Source organism: Xanthomonas cissicola, assembly GCF_008801575.1.
Classification (GTDB): Bacteria; Pseudomonadota; Gammaproteobacteria; order Xanthomonadales; family Xanthomonadaceae; genus Xanthomonas; species Xanthomonas cissicola.
In genome coordinates this window covers 1-17,618 of the sequence record NZ_VZPL01000040.1, presented here as the reverse complement: position 1 = coordinate 17,618, position 17,618 = coordinate 1, and the positions used below count along the sequence as shown (strand labels likewise).

The window sequence follows — 17,618 nt, the reverse complement described above, 5'->3', positions numbered from 1 at the left end:
GCGAGATGGTGGCAGTCGACTATCCGGGTTGTCTGCACCTGCAGGGCGCGCGTTCGCGCGCATGTTGCAGATGACGGCAGTCACGCCGCGATATCGGAGGCGCTGACGTGTCATCGGTCGATGAGTTCCTGACGTACCTGCAGGTCGAGCGGCAAGTATCGGCGCACACGCTGGACGCGTATCGGCGCGACCTTGCTGCCCTGGTCGTCTGGGCGTCTGAGCAGAAGACAGACGATGGCGTGCAGGACGCTGCAGTGCCTGCCGAGACTGCACAGTTCGATAGCGCGCACTTGCGGCAATTCGTTGCGGCAGAACATCGGCGCGGGCTGTCGGCAAAGAGCCTGCAGCGCCGTCTGTCGGCATGCCGCAGTTATTACGCCTGGTTGCTCAAGCGTGGCCGCATTTCGGCCAGCCCGGCGGCGGCGCTGCGTGCGCCCAAGGCGCCGCGCAAGTTGCCGCAGGTGCTGGACGCCGACGAAGCAGTGCGTCTGGTGGAAGTACCGACCGATGCGCCACTAGGCCTGCGCGATCGTGCGCTGCTGGAAGTGTTCTACTCGTCCGGGCTGCGCCTGAGCGAGTTATGCGCATTACGCTGGCGCGACCTGGACCTGGACAGCGGCCTGGTGATGGTGCTCGGCAAAGGCAGCAAGCAGCGCCTGGTGCCGGTGGGCTCGCACGCGATCGCCGCCTTGCGCGAATGGCGGCGCGACAGTGGTGCAAGCGCCGACAGCCACGTCTTCCCTGGCCGTGCCGGCGGTGCGATTTCGCAACGTGCGGTGCAGATCCGCATCAAGCAACTTGCAGTGCGTCAGGGCATGTTCAAGGACGTGCATCCGCATATGCTGCGCCACAGTTTCGCCAGCCATATCCTGGAATCGTCCGCCGATCTGCGCGGCGTGCAGGAGTTGCTGGGCCATTCGGACATCGCCACAACCCAGATCTACACGCATCTGGATTTCCAACACTTGGCCAAGGTCTACGACGCTGCGCATCCGCGTGCCAGGCGCAAGAAAGCTGCAGAGTGAGCGCTAAGCTGTAAGCAGCCGGCAGCCGGCGTCATCGACTCCTGCAGTTCACTGCCGCAGGTCGGTCTGCATGTCGCGTGCAAACGTGTTGCCGTCTCGCAAGTGAGCGCTGCCACACCAGCCTGCGGCGACTGGTCGCAGCGTGCTTGAACCCGGCAGGGGCGTCCCCACCTCCTTGGAAACCCCCGGAGGATCCATGGACCCTAGCCAGAACCCCAACATCGTTCACGCCACCACCATCATTTCGGTTCGACGTGGTGGGCATGTCGCCGTCGCCGGCGATGGCCAGGTCACCCTTGGCCATACGGTCATGAAGGGCAATGCACGCAAGGTGCGTCGGCTCGGGCGCGAGGGTCAGGTGCTGGCCGGTTTCGCCGGTGCGGCAGCCGATGCGTTCACCTTGTTCGAATTGTTCGAAGCCAAGCTCGACAAGCATGGCCAACTGACGCGCGCTGCAGTGGAACTGGCCAAGGATTGGCGCACCGAGCGCCGGCTGGGCAAGCTCGAAGCGCTGCTGGCCGTGGCCGATAAAGAAACCTCGCTGATCATCAGCGGCACCGGCGATGTGATCGAACCGGAAGACGGCATCATCGCCATCGGCTCGGGTGGCTCGTACGCCTTGTCGGCTGCGCGCGCGCTGCTGGCGCACACGCAACTGGATGCCAAGACCATTGCCGCCGAAGCGATCAATATCGCCGGCGATATCTGCATCTATACCAATCGCAACGTGGTGGTCGAAGAGCTGTGAATCGGGAGTGGGGAATCGGGAATCGCAGCAGCGGTTTCGTCCCCACTTCGACGCCATAGGCTCTTGATGTTTGCTTTTGCGATTCCCCTTTCCCAATTCTCGATTCCCTAATGCCTAATATCGATACCGCCACCATGACTCCGCGCGAAATCGTGCAGGAGCTCGACCGTCATATCGTTGGTCAGCACGACGCCAAGCGCGCGGTTGCCATCGCGCTGCGTAACCGCTGGCGCCGCATGCAGTTGCCGGAAGAACTGCGCAACGAAGTGATGCCCAAGAACATCCTGATGATCGGCCCTACCGGTGTGGGCAAGACCGAGATCGCACGGCGCCTGGCGACACTGGCCAACGCGCCGTTCGTCAAAGTCGAAGCCACGCGCTTCACCGAAGTGGGGTATGTGGGCAAGGATGTGGAGCAGATCATCCGCGACCTGGCCGATACCGCCGTCAAGCTGTATCGCGAGCAGGCCAAGGTGCGCGTGCGTAACCAGGCCGAAGAGCGTGCCGAAGACCGCATCCTGGACGCATTGCTGCCACGTCGCGCGGCCGGGATTGGGTTTGATCCGGAAGCGGCGCGCAACGAGCCCTCCTCCCAAGATAACGACACCCGCATCAAGTTCCGTCGCATGCTGCGCAACGGCGAGCTGGACGAGCGCGAGATCGAACTGGAAGTGGCGGTGAACGCCAGCATGGACATCATGACCCCGCCGGGCATGGAAGAAATGGGCCAGCAACTGCGCCAGATGTTTTCCAATCTGGGCAGCGGCAAATCCCAGAAGCGCAAGCTCACCATCAAGGCGGCGCGCCCGCTGTTGATCGAAGAAGAAGCGGGCAAATTGGTCAACGAAGACGATGTGCGCACCGCGGCCATCGAAGCGTGCGAGCAGCACGGCATCGTGTTCATCGATGAGATCGACAAGGTGGCCAAGCGCGGCGAAGCCGGCTCCAGCGGTGGCGATGTCAGTCGCGAAGGCGTGCAGCGCGATCTGTTGCCGCTGGTGGAAGGCTCCAACGTGTCCACCAAGTACGGCACGGTCAAGACCGACCACATCCTGTTCATTGCATCAGGCGCGTTTCACCTGGCCAAGCCCAGCGATCTGATCCCGGAGCTGCAGGGCCGCTTCCCGATCCGCGTGGAACTGACCGCGCTGACCAAGGCCGATTTCGTCCGCATCCTCACCGAGCCCAAGGCCGCCTTGATCAAGCAGTACGAAGCCCTGTTGCAGACCGAAGGTGTGGCGTTGACGTTTGCGTCCGATGCGGTGGATCGGCTTGCCGAGATTGCCGCGCAGGTCAACGAGCGCCAGGAGAATATCGGCGCCCGTCGCCTGCACACCGTGTTGGAGCGTTTGCTCGATGTGTTGAGCTACGAAGCGCCCGATCGCGATGGGCAGAGCGTGACCGTGGACGCCGCCTATGTGGATGCGCAGCTGGGTGAGCTGGTACAGGATCCGGACCTGAGCCGCTACATCCTCTGACGACGTTGCACGGCAACCTGCGCGTGGGATGGAACAGACCCGCCAATGGCGGGTCTTTTTGTTTGCAGCATGCACGACGGACGAGGCGGGCTTTGGCAATGATCGGCATTGTGGAATGGGGCAACGCAACGCCCGCTGCGCAGCGGCATTGCCCGCGGCCTGTGATGGTGCGGCAATGCCATGGTGCTTTAGCTGACCTCAGTCCTCGCCAATATCTTCGTTCCACACATCCGGGTTGGCGGAGATATAGCCACCGAGCAGATCGATGCATTCCTGGCTCTGCAGATCGATCACGTTGACGCCGTGCTCGCGCAACCATGCGATGCCGCCCCGGAACGTGACCGATTCGCCGACCACCACGGTGCCGATGTTGAACTGGCGCACCAGCCCGCTGCAGTACCAGCACGGCGCCAGCGTGGTGACCATGATGGTGTCCTTGTAGCGGCGCTGGCGGCCGGCCTTGCGAAACGCGTCGGTCTCCCCGTGTACCGAGGGATCGTTTTCCTGCACGCGGCGGTTATGGCCGCAGCCAAGCAGGCGCCCGTCGTTGTGATACAGCGCCGCGCCGATCGGGATGCCGCCTTCGGCCAGGCCCTGGCGGGCCTCGGCAATGGCGGTGTCCAGCAACGCGCGGTAGTCGGGAGTGGTGATCATGCGAACTCCAAAGGGGCCGCGCCGGCAGGGCGCAGCATGTCGAGATGGGGAATGCCGTCTTCCAGGTACGGTGCGGAAGCAGGCGCAAATCCGTGCGCCGCGTAGAATGATTGCAGGTGCGCCTGCGCACCGAGCTGGATCGCGCGACCCGGCCACTGCGCGTGCACCAACCCAATGCCTTCGCGCAACAACGCATGCGCCAGTCCAGTGCCACGAAATGCAGCAGCGACGACCACACGGCCGATGCTCGGTTCGGAATAACTCAAGCCTGGGGGCAGCACGCGCAGGTAAGCCGCCAACGCAGCGTCATTGGCGGTACCCAGCACATGCAGCACGGCGGGATCGGTATCTTTGCCATCCAGTTCGGGATAGGCGCATTGCTGCTCCACCACAAACACATTCGTGCGCAGCCGCAGCAGCGCATACAGCTGCGTGGCGCTCAGTTGCGCAAACCGCAGATGTTGCCAGTGCAGGGAAGGAAGAGGCAGGGTGGGCATCACTGCATGATAGCGGCTGTGCCGCGGTTGAGCTGCGACGTCATGCCTATGGGGACTGGCCGACCTGCCTGCGTGCGACGGCATTGCTGCCCACGCTCGGGGGCAGGTTGTGCCTAGTCGACCGCGCTGTCGGTATCGACGGCCACCACCACCGACATGCCCGGCCGCAGCCGCGGCGCCAGTGGCTGGTCCGGATCGACGCTGATGCGCAGCGGAATGCGCTGGGCAATCTTGACGAAGTTGCCGGTGGCGTTATCGGCCGGCAGCACGCTGAATTCGGAGCCGGCAGCCGGCGAAATGTCCTGCACGCGGCCATGCAGACGCGCATTGTCCAGTGCATCCACGGTGAAGCTGGCGCGCTGGCCGATCCGGATCCGGGCCATCTGGGTTTCCTTGAAATTGGCCACGATCCACAGCGTGTCCGGCACCAGCGACATCAGCTGCGTGCCGTTGGTGACGTAGGCGCCCTGGCGCACGCCAAGCTGACCGAGCTGGCCATCGCGCGGGGCCAGGATGCGCGTGTTGTCCAGGTTGATCCGTGTCAGCTGCACGGCGGCCTGCGCGTTGGCAACCGCGGCTTCCAACGCGGCGCGGTTGACGGTCACGCTGCGCGCGTTTTCTTCGGCGGCCTGCACTGCGGCACGTGCCTGCGCCACGCCGGCCTCGGCCTGCGCGCGCGCGGCGAATGCGGTGTCGCGGTCCTGTTCGGAGACCAGTTGCTGGCTGGCCAGCTGCTGCGTCCGTGCATAGGCCGAACGGGTGCGGTCGCGTTGTGCCTGGTTGCTGCTCAGCGCCGCGCGTTGCTCGGCAATCGTCGCTTCGGCGCTATGCCGTTGTTGATCCCAGTTGGCGAGGTTGGCCTGCGCGGTCTGCACTTGCGCCTTGGCCTGTTCGAGTTGCTGGGCATAGATGCGGTCGTCGATGCGTGCCAGCAGCTGGCCGCGCTTGACGTGCGCAAAGTCCTGCACCGGCACCTGCGTGACATAGCCGCTCACCTGCGGCGCAATCACGGTGATCTGACCGTGCACCATCGCATTTTCGGTGCGTTCGATCGCACTGACGAACGGCGGCAACCGCCAGGCATACAGCACCAGCGCCACGCCGATCAGGGCGAGCCCGCCGAAGCCGATGACCCCGGCGAGACGGCGACGCCGACGACGTTGCCGGTCGGCAGGCGGGGAGGAATCTGCTGGTGTATTCATGGGCGCGCAGTGGGAGCAGGAGGGGAGGGCGATACCGAGGGCCGCAGATAGCGGCGCCACACCAGCACGGACAGGATCCACACGCCGGTGGCGATGGCGATGCAGCCGATCAACAGGAACACGTCGCTGTACGCCAGCACATTGGCCTCGCGCGTGGCGACGGTGCCCAGCGTGCGCACGCCTTGGGCCTGACGCAGTGCCGGGTCGCCGATGCTGCGGCCATACAGGCTTGCATAGGCCTGCACGCGCGCGGCCACCTGCGGGTCGGTCAGCACCAGATGTTCAACCAACTGGCTGGAATGGTATTTCTCGCGCACCACCTGCACGGTGCCGAGCAGGGCGCTGCCGAGCAGGCCGCCCATGTTTTGCGCCATGCCGAACAGCACGATGAAACTGATCAGGTTGCCCGGCTGGGCGATCACCCGGCCGATGCCGGCCACCATCGCCGGGCCGATGAAGAACGTGCTGCCGAAGGCGAGCAGGAACTGGCTCGCATACATCTGCTCGGGGCGGGTGAGGCTGGTGGCATCGGCATCCATGAAGCAGCCGGTACAGATGGCCGCCACCGCGATGATCAGATGTTCGGCAACCCGCGCCGGGTTGATCAGCCACGCGCTGGCCGCCACGCCGACCACTGCGCCCAGCAGCATCAGCGCGAACAGGGTCTGCAGTTGCGTATTGGCCAGACCCAGCGTCTGGAAGAAGCCGATGGCGCCGGTGCTTTGTTCGGACAGCACCAGCCGGATCAACAGAATCGCCAGCCCCAGCCGCAACATGTCCGCACTGGCCAGCCAGCGCGTGTTGATCATCGGATTGCGGCGGTTGTGTTCGATCCAGGCCGCCGTGCACAGCAGCACGATGGATGCGGCCAGCACCACGCCCAGCCACGGCGTACTGGTCCACCACAGCAGGCGCCCGAGCGAGAGCACCGCGGCCAGGCCGGCGGCGCCGGTGGCGAACAGACTGAAGGTGAGGAAATCCAGCGGCTCGAACACGCGATACCGGTCGCTCGGCGGTAACTTGAGCGCCAGCACGCAGGCCAGCGCAAACACCGCCAGCCCGCACTCGAACAAGTACAGGCCTTGCCACTCGCCAAATTCCAGCAGGTCGGTGGAAAACACCCGCGCCAGCGGCAACGCCAGTTGGGTCATGCCCAGGCCCAGCACCACGGCCTTGAGCCGGTATTTCGTTGGAAATGCCTGGATCACGTAGTACAGGCCCAGCGAGCTGAGCGCGGCGCCCACCAAGCCATGCGCGGCGCGCACGGTGATCGCCGAGCTCAGGCTGTGCACGAACAGGTGCGCGAAGGCGATGAGCGCGTACAGCGCCAGGAAGATTTCGGTGAACCGGCGCAGCCCGAACTGCTGGCGAAACTTCACCAGCAGCAGGTTCGCCGACATGTTGGTCATCACGTAGGCGGCCGGCAGCCAGGCCATTTCGGTGGCGTAGGCGCCCAAGGTGCCTTGCAGATAGGTCAGGTTGGCGGTGACCAGGGCATTGCTCAGCCCGCCGGTGAGCGCCACCACCACGCCCACCAGGCCGTACTGGATCCGCCGCCGGGTAGGGTGCAGCGGGGTGGAGGCCGACCCCGGCAGGGTGGGCCGCTCATGGGGCTGCCAGTCGCGCTGGACGTACTTGTCGCGCACTGAATGCTCGCAGGGCCGGTCGCAGGTGAAAGCGCGATTGTGGTCCGGTTGCGGTCATGGTGGCGTCAGCGGTGCGATAATCCGCCCATGAGCGAATCCCCCTATACCTCCGGTACTACCCATTTCGGCTTTCGCGATGTCGCTGCCAAGGACAAGCAGAAGCTGGTCGGCGAAGTGTTCACCTCGGTCGCGCGCAATTACGACCTGATGAACGATCTGATGAGTCTGGGCGTGCACCGCGCATGGAAACGCTACTTCGTGGCGACCGCGCAGGTGAAGCCAGGCGACCGCGTGCTGGACCTGGCCGGCGGCACCGGCGACATCGCCGTGCTGCTCAAGGAGCGGGTGGGCAACGAAGGGGCCGTGGTGCTGGGCGACATCAATGCCGGCATGCTGTCGGTGGGCCGCGACCGGCTGACCAACCGCGGCTTGGTGTCCGGTTTCGACTACGTGCAATGCAACGCCGAAGCGCTGCCGTTCCCGGACCAGAGTTTCGATCTGGTGACCATTTCCTTCGGCCTGCGCAACGTCACCGACAAGGACGCCGCCTTGCGCGAGATGTACCGCGTGCTGAAGGTGGGCGGACAGGCGCGCGTGCTGGAATTTTCCGAAGTCACCGCCGACTGGTTCAAGCCGATCTACGACTTCCACTCGTTCAAGATCCTGCCCAGGCTGGGCCAGCTGTTCGCGCGCGATGCCGATAGCTACCAGTACCTGGCCGAAAGCATCCGCAAGCATCCGCCACAGGAATCGCTCAAGGGCATGATGGGCGAGGCCGGGTTTGCGCGTTGCCACTTCAAGAACCTCACCGGCGGCATCGTGGCGATCCACTCCGGCTACAAGATCTAAGCAGGGCGGTTGAGCCGGCTGGCGTCGGCGCGCTTAGCGTGCGCTGGCGCTCGCCCACCGCGTGCACGGGATCGCTTGTTGAGGCGAACCGGTGCCGCACATGGGTACAACCAGCGAAGTCTGAGACTTCCGTCGCGTTGGCTCCACACGCTCTCGGCGACGCTAAGCGCTCTTTTGCCGGAGTGTTGGATGCGCTTGTACGCCGGGCTCTCGCGCGTGTTTCCCCGCTCCTTCAGCGCCAAACTGCTGGCGGTGACCTTCCTGGGCATCCATCTGCCGTTGCTGTTGTTGATCGCCTGGTTGGCATCGCAGAGCGAACTGGACGGGCGCCCGCTGTGGTCGGTGGTGATCGTGGCATTGCTGGCCACGCTGGCCGGCACCGCGCTGACCTTGGTTGCGCTGTATCGGCTGCTGGCGCCGCTGCGCATCGCCGCCGATGCGCTGGATTCGTATTACGCCGATCAGCGCCTGCCCACGCTTCCGGAACAGGGCGACGACGAATTGGGCCGGCTGTTGCGCGGCATCAACCGCAGCCTGCGTGGCATCGATGCCGGCATGCGCGATCTCAAGAAACACGCCTTGTTCGACCCGCTGACCGAGGCGCTGAACCGGCGCGGTTGCGAACAGGCGATGCGCGATTCGGTGATCGCCTCGCAACGCGAAGGCTGGCCGTTCGTGCTGTTCGTGCTGGACATGGACAACCTCAAACAGATCAACGACCGCTTCGGCCATCTGGCTGGCGACCGCGTGCTGGTGCGCCTGGTGGACTCGGCCTACGGCTGGTTGGGTGCGCAGGACTGGGTCGGGCGTTGGGGCGGCGACGAATTCCTGATCGGCATCCATGCCAGCGAAGACGACGCCACGCTCAAGCTCAACCAATGGCTCTCGATGCTCGAGCGCGAGGATGCCGGCGATGCGCCGCTGCATGTGAGCGCCGGCAGTGCGGTGTGCGAACAAGGGCTGGATGCCACCGAACTGTATCGCCGCGCCGATGCGGCGATGTATCGCGCCAAGTTCTCCGGTGGCCGGCGTCTGGTGCGCGACGGGCACGACGCTCCGCGCGGCCATCCGGTGATCTGACCTGGGCAAGCCGGTTGCGATACTGAGTGGCAGGTCATCGCTTATGGCCGCCGATGGCACGGGCAGGCTGCGGCGCAGGGCGCTAAAATGCCCAATTCTCCTTGCTGCGGTGCCGTCGATGCGCTTCCCGTTCCTGTCGCTGTCCCTGGCCGTGTCCATCGCGCTGGCCGGCTGTTCCAATGACTCCACGCCGTCGGTATCCCCCACCGCGCCGGCCGCCACTGCCAAGGCTCCCGTGAAAGCAGACGCCCGCAACCACGACGAAAGTTCCTACGCCCAGCCGCAGTTGGTGGTCATCAAGGACCTGGCGCTGGACCTGAAGCTGGATTTCGATGCCAAGCAGATCGGCGGCACTGCCACCTACACGCTGGAGTGGAAGGACAAAGCCGCCAAGCAACTGGTGCTGGATACGCGCGAGTTGAGCATTGCGCAGGTACAGGCAGACGATGGCAAGGGCGGCCTGTCGCCGCTGCAGTTCGCCCTGGCGCCGGCCGACAAGACCTTCGGTAGCAAACTCACCATCGAAGCGCCGAATCAGCCGGGCAAGGTGGTGATCACCTATCACACCGCGCCGACGGCCTCGGGCCTGCAGTGGCTGGAGCCGTCGATGACCGAAGGCAAGCAGCTGCCTTTCATGTTCAGCCAGTCGCAGGCGATTCACGCGCGCAGCTGGGTGCCGCTGCAGGACACCCCGAGCGTGCGCTTCACCTATAGCGCACATGTCACCTCGCGCCCGGACGTGATGGTGCTGATGAGCGCCGACAACGACCCCAAGGCGGCACGCGACGGCGATTACAGCTTCACGATGCCCGAGCCGATTCCGTCCTACCTGCTGGCGATCGCCGCCGGCGATGTGGTGTTCAAGCCGATTTCCGCGCGCTCGGGCGTGTGGGCCGAGCCGGCCATGGCCGACAAGGCCGCCAAGGAATTCGAAGACACCGAAAAGATGATCGGTGCGGCCGAAAAACTTTACGGCCCGTATCGCTGGGGCCGTTACGACATGCTGGTGCTGCCGCCGTCGTTCCCGTTCGGTGGCATGGAAGATCCGCGCCTGACCTTCGCCACGCCCACCGTGATCGTCGGCGACAAGTCGCTGGTCTCTTTGGTGGCGCACGAACTGGCGCATAGCTGGTCCGGCAACCTGGTGACCAATGCCAGCTGGAAGGACATCTGGCTCAACGAAGGGTTCACCACCTACGTGCAGGGCCGCATCACCGAGGCGCTGTACGGCACCGAGATGGCCGAGATGGAGCGCGAGATCGACCAGGGCGATCTGCTGGCCGAAGTGAAGGACATGCCGCCGGCCGACCAGGTGCTGGAGTTGCCGCCGCTGGCCCAGCGCGACCCCGACGAGGCCTTGAGCCAGGTCGCCTACGTCAAGGGCGCGTGGTTCCTGCAGTTCCTGGAGCAGCGCTTCGGCCGCGAGGTATTCGACCCGTTCCTGCGCGGCTGGTTCGACGATCACGCCTTCCAGAGCGCCACCACCGACCAGTTCGTCGATTACCTGAAGAAGAACCTGCTGGACAAGCATCCCAACACGGTGAGCGCAGCCGACGTGGATGCGTGGCTGAAGCAGCCGGGCATTCCGGCATTTGCGGCCAAGGCGCGCTCGCGCAGCTTCTCGATCGTGGATACCGCACGCATCGCCTGGAGCGGCAGCGGCACCTTGCCGAACAAGCAGGTCACCAGCGAGTGGGGCACGCAGGAATGGGTGCACTTCCTCAGCGGCATGGGCGCCACGCTCAAGCCCGAGCAGCTCAAGCAGCTGGACGAGGCGTACCACTTCACCGGCACGCCGAATGGCGAGATCGCGATGCGCTGGTATCCGCTGGCCATTCGCAGCGGCTACACCGACGCGCGCGCTGCCGCGGGCGAGTTCATCGAACGCGTCGGCCGCCGCAAGCTGGTGCTGCCGATCTACGCCGAATTGTTGAAGACCCCGGACGGCATCGCGTTCGCCGAACAGGCCTTCGAAAAGGCCAAGCCCAGCTATCACCCGATCACCACCGCATCGGTGGCCGAGATGATCGCCAAGGCGAAAGCGGCACCGCCGGCGCAGCCGTAATGGCAGCGGAGGGCGTTGCAGACGCCCTCCGCCACCTCCATCGCTGCCGTAGGAGCGCACCCGGGCGCGAGGTGGCGTTACCGGGAATGCTCCATCGCGCCCGGGTGCGCTCCTACGGTCTACGGGTTTGATCGCGGGTACGGCGGGCAGGCTGGTATCGTTGACGTTGAATTCGCCCCGGAGTCGACGATGAAGTATCTGCTGAGCGCGGCCTTGTGCGTCGCCGCCTTGAGTGCCTGCACCGACCGCGAGGCGCAACGTCAGGCGCAGGCCACCGCGCAGGCGCAGGCCAAGGAAACCCAGGCCGAGGCGCTCGCCAAGCAATACGACGAAGCGGTGAAAGCGCAGAACTGGGACATGGCGCGTGCGCATGGTGCGGCCTTGATCGAAGGTTATGCGGGCACTGCGGCCGCCACGCGCATCGAGCCAGGCTATGCCGATATCAAGGCCAAGGGCGAGCAGGCGCGCGAGCTGCGCCGCATGCAGGCGCTGTGGCAATACTCGCAGGTGCCGGCCAAGGGCGGTACGCAGCGCTCGGCGATGATCGACGCCAAGCAACGTGTGGATGTGGATGGCAGCGGACCCAAGCCGGTCAGCCTGGTGTTTCGCGATCATCCGCAGTGGAAGCGCCACAGCTACCTCGTGCTCAAGGCCGGCGATTTCAACTGCTACGGTGGCTGCAAGTTGCAGGTGACGGCCGATGGCGGCGCACCGCGTGCCATGGCGGCGCACCGCCCGGATACCGACGAAGCCATTGCCATGTTCATCGACGATGACAAAGCGTTGTGGAAGCTCGTACGCAACGCCAAGCGCATCGGCATTACCTTCCCGGTCAAGGCCGGCGGTACGCGCACCGCAGAGTTTGAGGTCGGCGGCCTGGACACCACGCAGATGCCCGGGTGGAAGTAGGCGAGTCCGCGATGAGTGCTGGCGTACACCGATCTGTTTGCGAGTTGGTGCAGCATTGCCGCGCTTGATCGATAGTGCAGTAACCCGGTGTGATGGCGCTGCAGCGCATCGGCATTCAGCGCTCGGGATGGTCAGCAGACCTGGCGCGCATTCGTTCGGATGAAGGGGCGCGCGCGTTGGCGTGTCCGCGCAGGGACATGTCGAGCGAGCGCCACCCGCACCTGTTTGGCGATGCGCGCAAACGCCTGGTTGACCGCCTTGGGCGAGGTCGCCGATTGCGCACTGCAGGTTGGCCGCGCCGCCGCCTGCCGCACCGAATCGATCACTTTGATGTCTTTGCAAGGATGGACAACATGACAAGCGCCGCTCTCTCTCCCACGTTGTCCGACTATCGCCATTGGGTCTTCGACATGGACGGCACGCTGACCGAAGCTGCGCACGATTTCGCCTTGATCCGCCGCGTCCTGGACATTCCGCCAACGACGGACATCCTGCATCACCTGGCAGCGTTACCGGCCGACGAAGCGGCGGCCAAGCATGCCTGGTTGCTCGAACACGAGCGTGCGCTCGCCCAAGGCGCACGCGCCGCGCCGGGCGCAGTGGCGCTGGTGCGCGCGCTGCATGCCGCCGGTTGCCGGCTTGGCATGCTCACCCGCAACGCGCGTGAGCTGGCAAAGATCACGTTGCAGGCGATCGGTCTGGACGATGCATTCGCCTGGGACGACATCGTTGGCCGCGACGAGGCTGCCCCAAAACCTGCGCCCGACGGGCTGCATTATTTCGCGCGGCGCTGGTCGGTGCAGGGCAGCGCGCTGGTCATGGTCGGCGATCACCACAATGACCTGGCCTGCGGCCGCTCCGTCGGTGCGTGCACTGTCCTGGTCAATACATCCGGCGACCCCTGGCCCGGTTTCGCCGACTGGCGCCTGCACGATTGCACGCAGTTGCTCGCGCAATGGGAGGGCTAGGGTGGCGCGTTGTGCCTGTGCAACGGGGGTAACGTGCACCCGAGCAGGCATGGGAACTGTTGACTAGCCGCCGACGCCATGACGGGTCGTGGACGGCGCACCTGTCTATTGGCCGTACCCGTCTCCGCATTCGCCTTTCTGACGCCTTCGCCCAGCGGGGGAGAAGACCGGCATGCCTGGCGACATCGCGCAGTGCTGCTTGCCATAGCGCATTGCCCTGCATCAGCGGCGCAGCGATCTGAGTTCAGGACACGCTCGGCGTTGCTGGGATGTCACTGGACCGTCTGCACCACCTGTGTCACAGCACGTGCTGCGCAAACTGTGCCAAAACCGTGACAGCGCGAGATGCCCAGCGCGCCGTCATCACCCCCGGCCCTCGCTGACTCGACGTGGTGCGGCGCACCAGTGTGCTGGCATGCCGTTTGCTCAGGTCTCTCCCGACGTTTCCTACGTCCGCATCGCCACGGCGGTGATAGCGCCTGCGCTGCGGGATGTTTCAACCGACTGGTTGTTCAAACGAGAGGGGTAGACGCACATGCACCAATCTTCCTGTCGCAGCGTACGCAGCGCCGCGCTGCTCATGCTTGCGCTGAGCGCCGTTCTGTCTGGCCCGCCGCCGCGGCCGTGGTCGACACCGATAGCGAGTTCACCGCCAATGCCAGCAATGCGGACAACTGGGGTGGCGTGGGGCGCGACTTCGCACTCACCCGGCATAGCCCGCTGGCCGAGATCAATCGCGACAACGTCAAGAATCTGAAGATGTCGTGGGAGATGAAAACCGACGCCACGCGCGGCCACGAAGGCCAGCCGCTGGTGATCGGCAGCATCATGTACATGGTCAGCGCGTATCCGAACAACGTGTTCGCCATCGATCTTGCGGCGCAGGACGACGGCGGCAAGGTGTTGTGGAAATACACCCCGCAACAGGACGAACGGTCGGTGGCGGTGGCGTGCTGCGACACGGTCAACCGTGGCGCCTCGTATGCCGACGGCAAGCTGGTCTTCGGCAGCCTCAGCGGCGATGTGATCGCGCTCGATGCCAAGACCGGCAAGGAAGTGTGGAAGCAAAAACTTGCGCACCCGGACAAGGGCGAAACCATCACCATGGCGCCGATCATCGCCGACGGCAAGGTGGTTGCCGGCATCAGCGGCAACGAGTTCGGCGTGCTCGGTCGCGTGGCCGCCTACAACCTTGCCGATGGCAAGCAGGCATGGTCCTGCGATGCGGCCGGTACCGACAAGGCGATCTGCCTGGGCCCGGATTTCAACAAGGCCAATCCGCAGCATGGCCAGCTTGGCGACCTGGGCGTCAAGACCTTTCCCAACGACGAATGGAAGCGCGGAGGCGGTGCAGCCTGGGGCTGGTACAGCTACGACCCGAAGTTGAAGCTGGTGTACTACGGCACCGGCAATCCCGGCCTGTGGAGCCCGTCGTATCGTTGCGGCAAGACCTCGCAGGAGGAATGCAACAACGGCGAGCATGACAACAAGTGGTCGATGACCTTGTTCGCCCGCAAGATCGATACCGGCGAAGCGGTATGGGGCTATCAGAAGACCCCGTTCGACCAGTGGGATTACGACGGCATCAACGAGCCGATCCTGGTCGACCTGACCATCGATGGCAAGCAGGTTCCGTCGGTGGTGCAGTTCGACCGCAACGGGTTTGCCTACGTGCTCGATCGTTGCGATGGCACGCTGCTGCGCGCGCACAAGTTCGTGCCGGCCAACTGGGCCGAACGCATCGACATGAAGACCGGCCGTCCGGTGAAGGTGGCCGCGCATTCGCCACTGGAACGCGGCAAGAAGGTGCAGGCGTTCCCGTCGGCGATGGGTGGCAAGGACCAGCAGCCGTGTTCGGTGGATCCGGCCAATGCGGCGGTGTTCTTCTGCGGCACCAACAACTGGCACATGGAGCTGGAACCGCAGGAGCGCGGCAACACCATGATGGGTCTGCCGTACGTGTTCGCCAACGTGATGATGAAGCCCAACGAGCCCGGCGCGCTGGGCATCGTCAAGGCGTTCGATGTGGTGGAAGGCAAGTCCAAGTGGGAGATCAAGGAGAAGTATCCGGTGTGGAGCGGCACCCTGGTCACCGACGGCGGGCTGGTGTTCTACGGCACGCTGGATGGGTGGTTCCGCGCGGTGGACAAGGACACCGGCAAGAAGCTGTGGGAGACCAAGTTGCCGTCCGGCATCATCGGTAACCCCATCGCCTACAAGGCCAACGGCCATCAGTACGTGGCGGTGTTCTCCGGTATCGGCGGGTGGATCGGCTTGCCGGTCACTGCAGGCCTGGATCCGTCCGATCCGTATGGCGCACTGGGTGCGGCGGGGCTGGCGTTCGGTGCGGGCTTCGACAAGATCCCGCTCGGCGGCATGGTCCACAGCTTCCGTATCGATGGCGCCGGCAAGACCGTGACTGCCACTGCCACTGCCACCGCAGGCGGCGGCACCGCCAATGCAGCAGCGAAGACGGCACGATGACCTGCACGCAAGGCGTTGGGCGCGCACCTCGGCAGCTTGCTGCCGGCGTGCGCGGCATCACCCGGCACCTGCAGCAGGTGCTGGTGCTGTGCAGCCTCGGACTCGTCGCCGCAGGCTGCACACGCGAGCCGTCCTCACCGATGGCTCGCGCTTCTCATTCCGATGCGGCGTCCGCTGCGGCGCCTGCATCCACCGCTGCGCCGGCAACCACGCCTTCCGCGGCATCCGCGCCGCCACCTACGCCAGATCCGCACGTCCTGCGCGTGTGCGCAGACCCGGGCAACATGCCGTTGTCCAACAAGGCCGGCGAAGGCTTCCAGAACAAGATCGCGCAGGTGGTTGCCGATGCCATGGGCCGGCGCCTGGAATACGAGTGGCGCACCTATTACCAGCGCGGCCTGGCGCGTAGCACCATCAATGCGGGCCGCTGCGATGTACTGATGGACCTCAACAGCGATTTCGAGCAGGGGCTGACCACGCGCCCGGTCTATCGCTCGGCGTATGTGCTGGTCACACGTCAAGGCTTGTCGTTGAGGCCGACCTCGCTGGACGACCCGGCGTTGAAAAAGCTGCGCCTGGGCGTGTTCCAGAGCTCGCCTGCGCGTCAGGCGCTGTACGAGCACGGCATCAGCGGTGAGGTGCAATACCTGTTCTACGACTCGGCCACCGCGCCGGAAGAACACCCCGGCAAGCTGGTCGAACGGGTCGCCGCCAACACGCTGGATGCGGCCGAATCCTGGGGCCCGGTGGCCGGGTATTACGCGCAGCGCAGCGGCCTGGGTCTGGTGCCCTTGAACACCATCGACGATGCGGTACTGGAGTATTCGATGGCCTGGGCGGTGTCGCGCAAGAATGCCGACCTGCGTGATGCATTGAACACGGCGTTGCAGCAAAGCGCGGCCAAGATCGCGGAAATCCTGCGCAGGTATCACGTGCCGCTGGTGCGCTGTCGTGACTGCGTGGTAGCCGGCGAGCTGGCATCGCATGGGCCGTATGTCACGCCCACACCGGCATCCACTGCGCCCAGCCCGGCGGCCTCATCGCAGGAGCTGGCGCAGCTGCAATTACGCATCGCCGACGGTGCCGACCCGAATCAGGAACTGGCGCATGCGCTGGATGCCGGCGATGCCGTGCGTGCGGCATGGCTGCTACGCCATGGCGCCGATGCCAATCACCCCAACCTGCTGGGCGAGCCGCCGCTGCACCAGGCCATCCGCAACCAGCAGCCGGATCTGGTCGGCCTGCTGCTGGATGCCGGCGCACGCCTGGACGCCCGCGACGCCAGCGGCTGGACCGCGCTGATGAAGGCGGCCTGGGCCAACGATGCGGACAGCCTCAGCAGGCTGCTGGCCAAGCGCGCGCCGGTGGATACCGTGTCCAGCGATGGCTGGAGCGCACTGGATCTTGCGGTGTCGTATGCCGATGTCGCGGTGGTGCAGGCGCTGCTGGACAAGGGCGCGAATGTGCGGCGCGCCAATTCCACCGGATTCACCCCGGTGATGTTTGCCGTGGCGCGCGACGACCCGGCCATTCTCGATGCCGTGCTCGCACGCGGTGCCGAGGTCGGTCACGCCAATCAGGCTGGTGTCACCGCGCTGATGCTGGCCGCAGCGGCCGGACGCGAGGCGGTCGCCAAACGGTTGCTGGTTGCGGGCGCCGACCCGTCTGTACGTAACCGCGACGGCAAGACCGCCGCAGATCTGGCGCAGGCACGTGGCGACACCCCACTGGCCACGTTGCTCACCAAGGCCAGGCGCCCAGCGCGCGAATGATTGCGTCACCCGCCGCGTGCACGGGGTGCGCGGTGTTCCCTCCGATCAGAAAGGTTCGTTCATGCGCACGTCCACCAAGGGTTGTTTCGATCGTCTTGTCCGCGCACCGCTGTGCGCATTGATGTTCAGCGTCGTGCTGGCGGCATGCGGCAAGGAGGCACCGCCGGCACCGGCCGCCGATGCACCGCCCCCGCCACCGGCGGCCGCCAGCGCACCGGCGCCTGCGCCAGCCGCCGGCCGC

14 protein-coding genes and 1 pseudogene are annotated in these 17,618 nt (G+C 65.3%); 11 read left to right on the top strand and 4 right to left on the bottom strand.

Going from position 1 to position 17,618, the window contains the following annotated elements:
• Positions 1-107 precede the first annotated feature (107 nt).
• The 3 genes from xerC (at position 108) to hslU (ending at position 3,251) form a co-directional block, all read left to right on the top strand.
• Positions 108-1,025 carry a tyrosine recombinase XerC gene (gene xerC, locus F7R02_RS16070; RefSeq protein ID WP_139371112.1) on the top strand — a complete coding sequence of 306 codons (918 nt, stop codon included), beginning with the start codon at positions 108-110 and terminating at the stop codon, positions 1,023-1,025.
• A 196-nt stretch (positions 1,026-1,221) separates the two neighbouring features.
• Positions 1,222-1,773, top strand: a complete 552-nt coding sequence (hslV, locus tag F7R02_RS16065; RefSeq protein ID WP_003482763.1) for an ATP-dependent protease subunit HslV — start codon at positions 1,222-1,224, stop codon at positions 1,771-1,773.
• 110 nt (positions 1,774-1,883) lie between these two features.
• Complete coding sequence (gene hslU / locus F7R02_RS16060; protein ID WP_078591317.1) at positions 1,884-3,251, top strand: ATP-dependent protease ATPase subunit HslU; 1,368 nt, start codon at positions 1,884-1,886, stop codon at positions 3,249-3,251.
• A 198-nt stretch (positions 3,252-3,449) separates the two neighbouring features.
• Here the strand turns inward: hslU and F7R02_RS16055 are convergent, their stop codons facing one another.
• From F7R02_RS16055 to F7R02_RS16040, 4 genes are all read right to left on the bottom strand, one after another.
• The gene (locus F7R02_RS16055; RefSeq protein WP_039580914.1) at positions 3,450-3,905 is read right to left on the bottom strand and encodes a nucleoside deaminase; all 456 of its coding nucleotides are present in this window, start codon (positions 3,903-3,905) and stop codon (positions 3,450-3,452) included.
• Positions 3,902-4,402: a GNAT family N-acetyltransferase gene (locus F7R02_RS16050; protein WP_078517423.1), complete on the bottom strand. Its 501-nt coding sequence runs from the start codon at positions 4,400-4,402 to the stop codon at positions 3,902-3,904. The genes F7R02_RS16055 and F7R02_RS16050 overlap by 4 nt, the downstream gene beginning before the upstream one ends.
• A 113-nt stretch (positions 4,403-4,515) precedes the next feature.
• Positions 4,516-5,604: an HlyD family secretion protein gene (locus F7R02_RS16045; RefSeq protein ID WP_003482758.1), complete on the bottom strand. Its 1,089-nt coding sequence runs from the start codon at positions 5,602-5,604 to the stop codon at positions 4,516-4,518.
• Positions 5,601-7,250 carry an MFS transporter gene (locus F7R02_RS16040; RefSeq protein ID WP_078591318.1) on the bottom strand — a complete coding sequence of 550 codons (1,650 nt, stop codon included), beginning with the start codon at positions 7,248-7,250 and terminating at the stop codon, positions 5,601-5,603. Before F7R02_RS16040 ends, F7R02_RS16045 begins: the two co-directional genes overlap by 4 nt.
• An 87-nt stretch (positions 7,251-7,337) precedes the next feature.
• Here F7R02_RS16040 and ubiE point away from each other — a divergent pair, with 87 nt between their 5' ends.
• From ubiE to F7R02_RS15995, 8 genes and pseudogenes are all read left to right on the top strand, one after another.
• Entirely contained in the window at positions 7,338-8,099 is a 762-nt protein-coding gene (ubiE, locus tag F7R02_RS16035) for a bifunctional demethylmenaquinone methyltransferase/2-methoxy-6-polyprenyl-1,4-benzoquinol methylase UbiE (RefSeq protein WP_003482754.1), read from the top strand.
• A gap of 189 nt (positions 8,100-8,288) precedes the next feature.
• The gene (locus F7R02_RS16030; RefSeq protein ID WP_003482753.1) at positions 8,289-9,179 is read left to right on the top strand and encodes a GGDEF domain-containing protein; all 891 of its coding nucleotides are present in this window, start codon (positions 8,289-8,291) and stop codon (positions 9,177-9,179) included.
• Positions 9,180-9,297: 118 nt separating this feature from the next.
• Complete coding sequence (locus tag F7R02_RS16025; RefSeq protein WP_078591319.1) at positions 9,298-11,244, top strand: M1 family metallopeptidase; 1,947 nt, start codon at positions 9,298-9,300, stop codon at positions 11,242-11,244.
• Positions 11,245-11,433: 189 nt separating this feature from the next.
• Positions 11,434-12,153: a hypothetical protein gene (locus tag F7R02_RS16020; RefSeq protein ID WP_078591320.1), complete on the top strand. Its 720-nt coding sequence runs from the start codon at positions 11,434-11,436 to the stop codon at positions 12,151-12,153.
• 353 nt (positions 12,154-12,506) lie between these two features.
• A complete protein-coding gene (locus F7R02_RS16010) occupies positions 12,507-13,121 on the top strand; it encodes an HAD family hydrolase (RefSeq protein WP_078591357.1) in 615 nt (204 codons plus the stop codon).
• A gap of 624 nt (positions 13,122-13,745) precedes the next feature.
• Positions 13,746-15,605 (top strand): methanol/ethanol family PQQ-dependent dehydrogenase, encoded by a 1,860-nt coding sequence (locus tag F7R02_RS16005; protein ID WP_425478579.1) that lies wholly within the window; start codon positions 13,746-13,748, stop codon positions 15,603-15,605.
• A complete protein-coding gene (locus F7R02_RS16000; RefSeq protein ID WP_078591321.1) occupies positions 15,602-17,377 on the top strand; it encodes a quinoprotein dehydrogenase-associated putative ABC transporter substrate-binding protein in 1,776 nt (591 codons plus the stop codon). Before F7R02_RS16005 ends, F7R02_RS16000 begins: the two co-directional genes overlap by 4 nt.
• Before the next feature lie 25 nt (positions 17,378-17,402).
• Positions 17,403-17,618, top strand: a pseudogene (locus tag F7R02_RS15995) (c-type cytochrome); the annotation flags it as partial.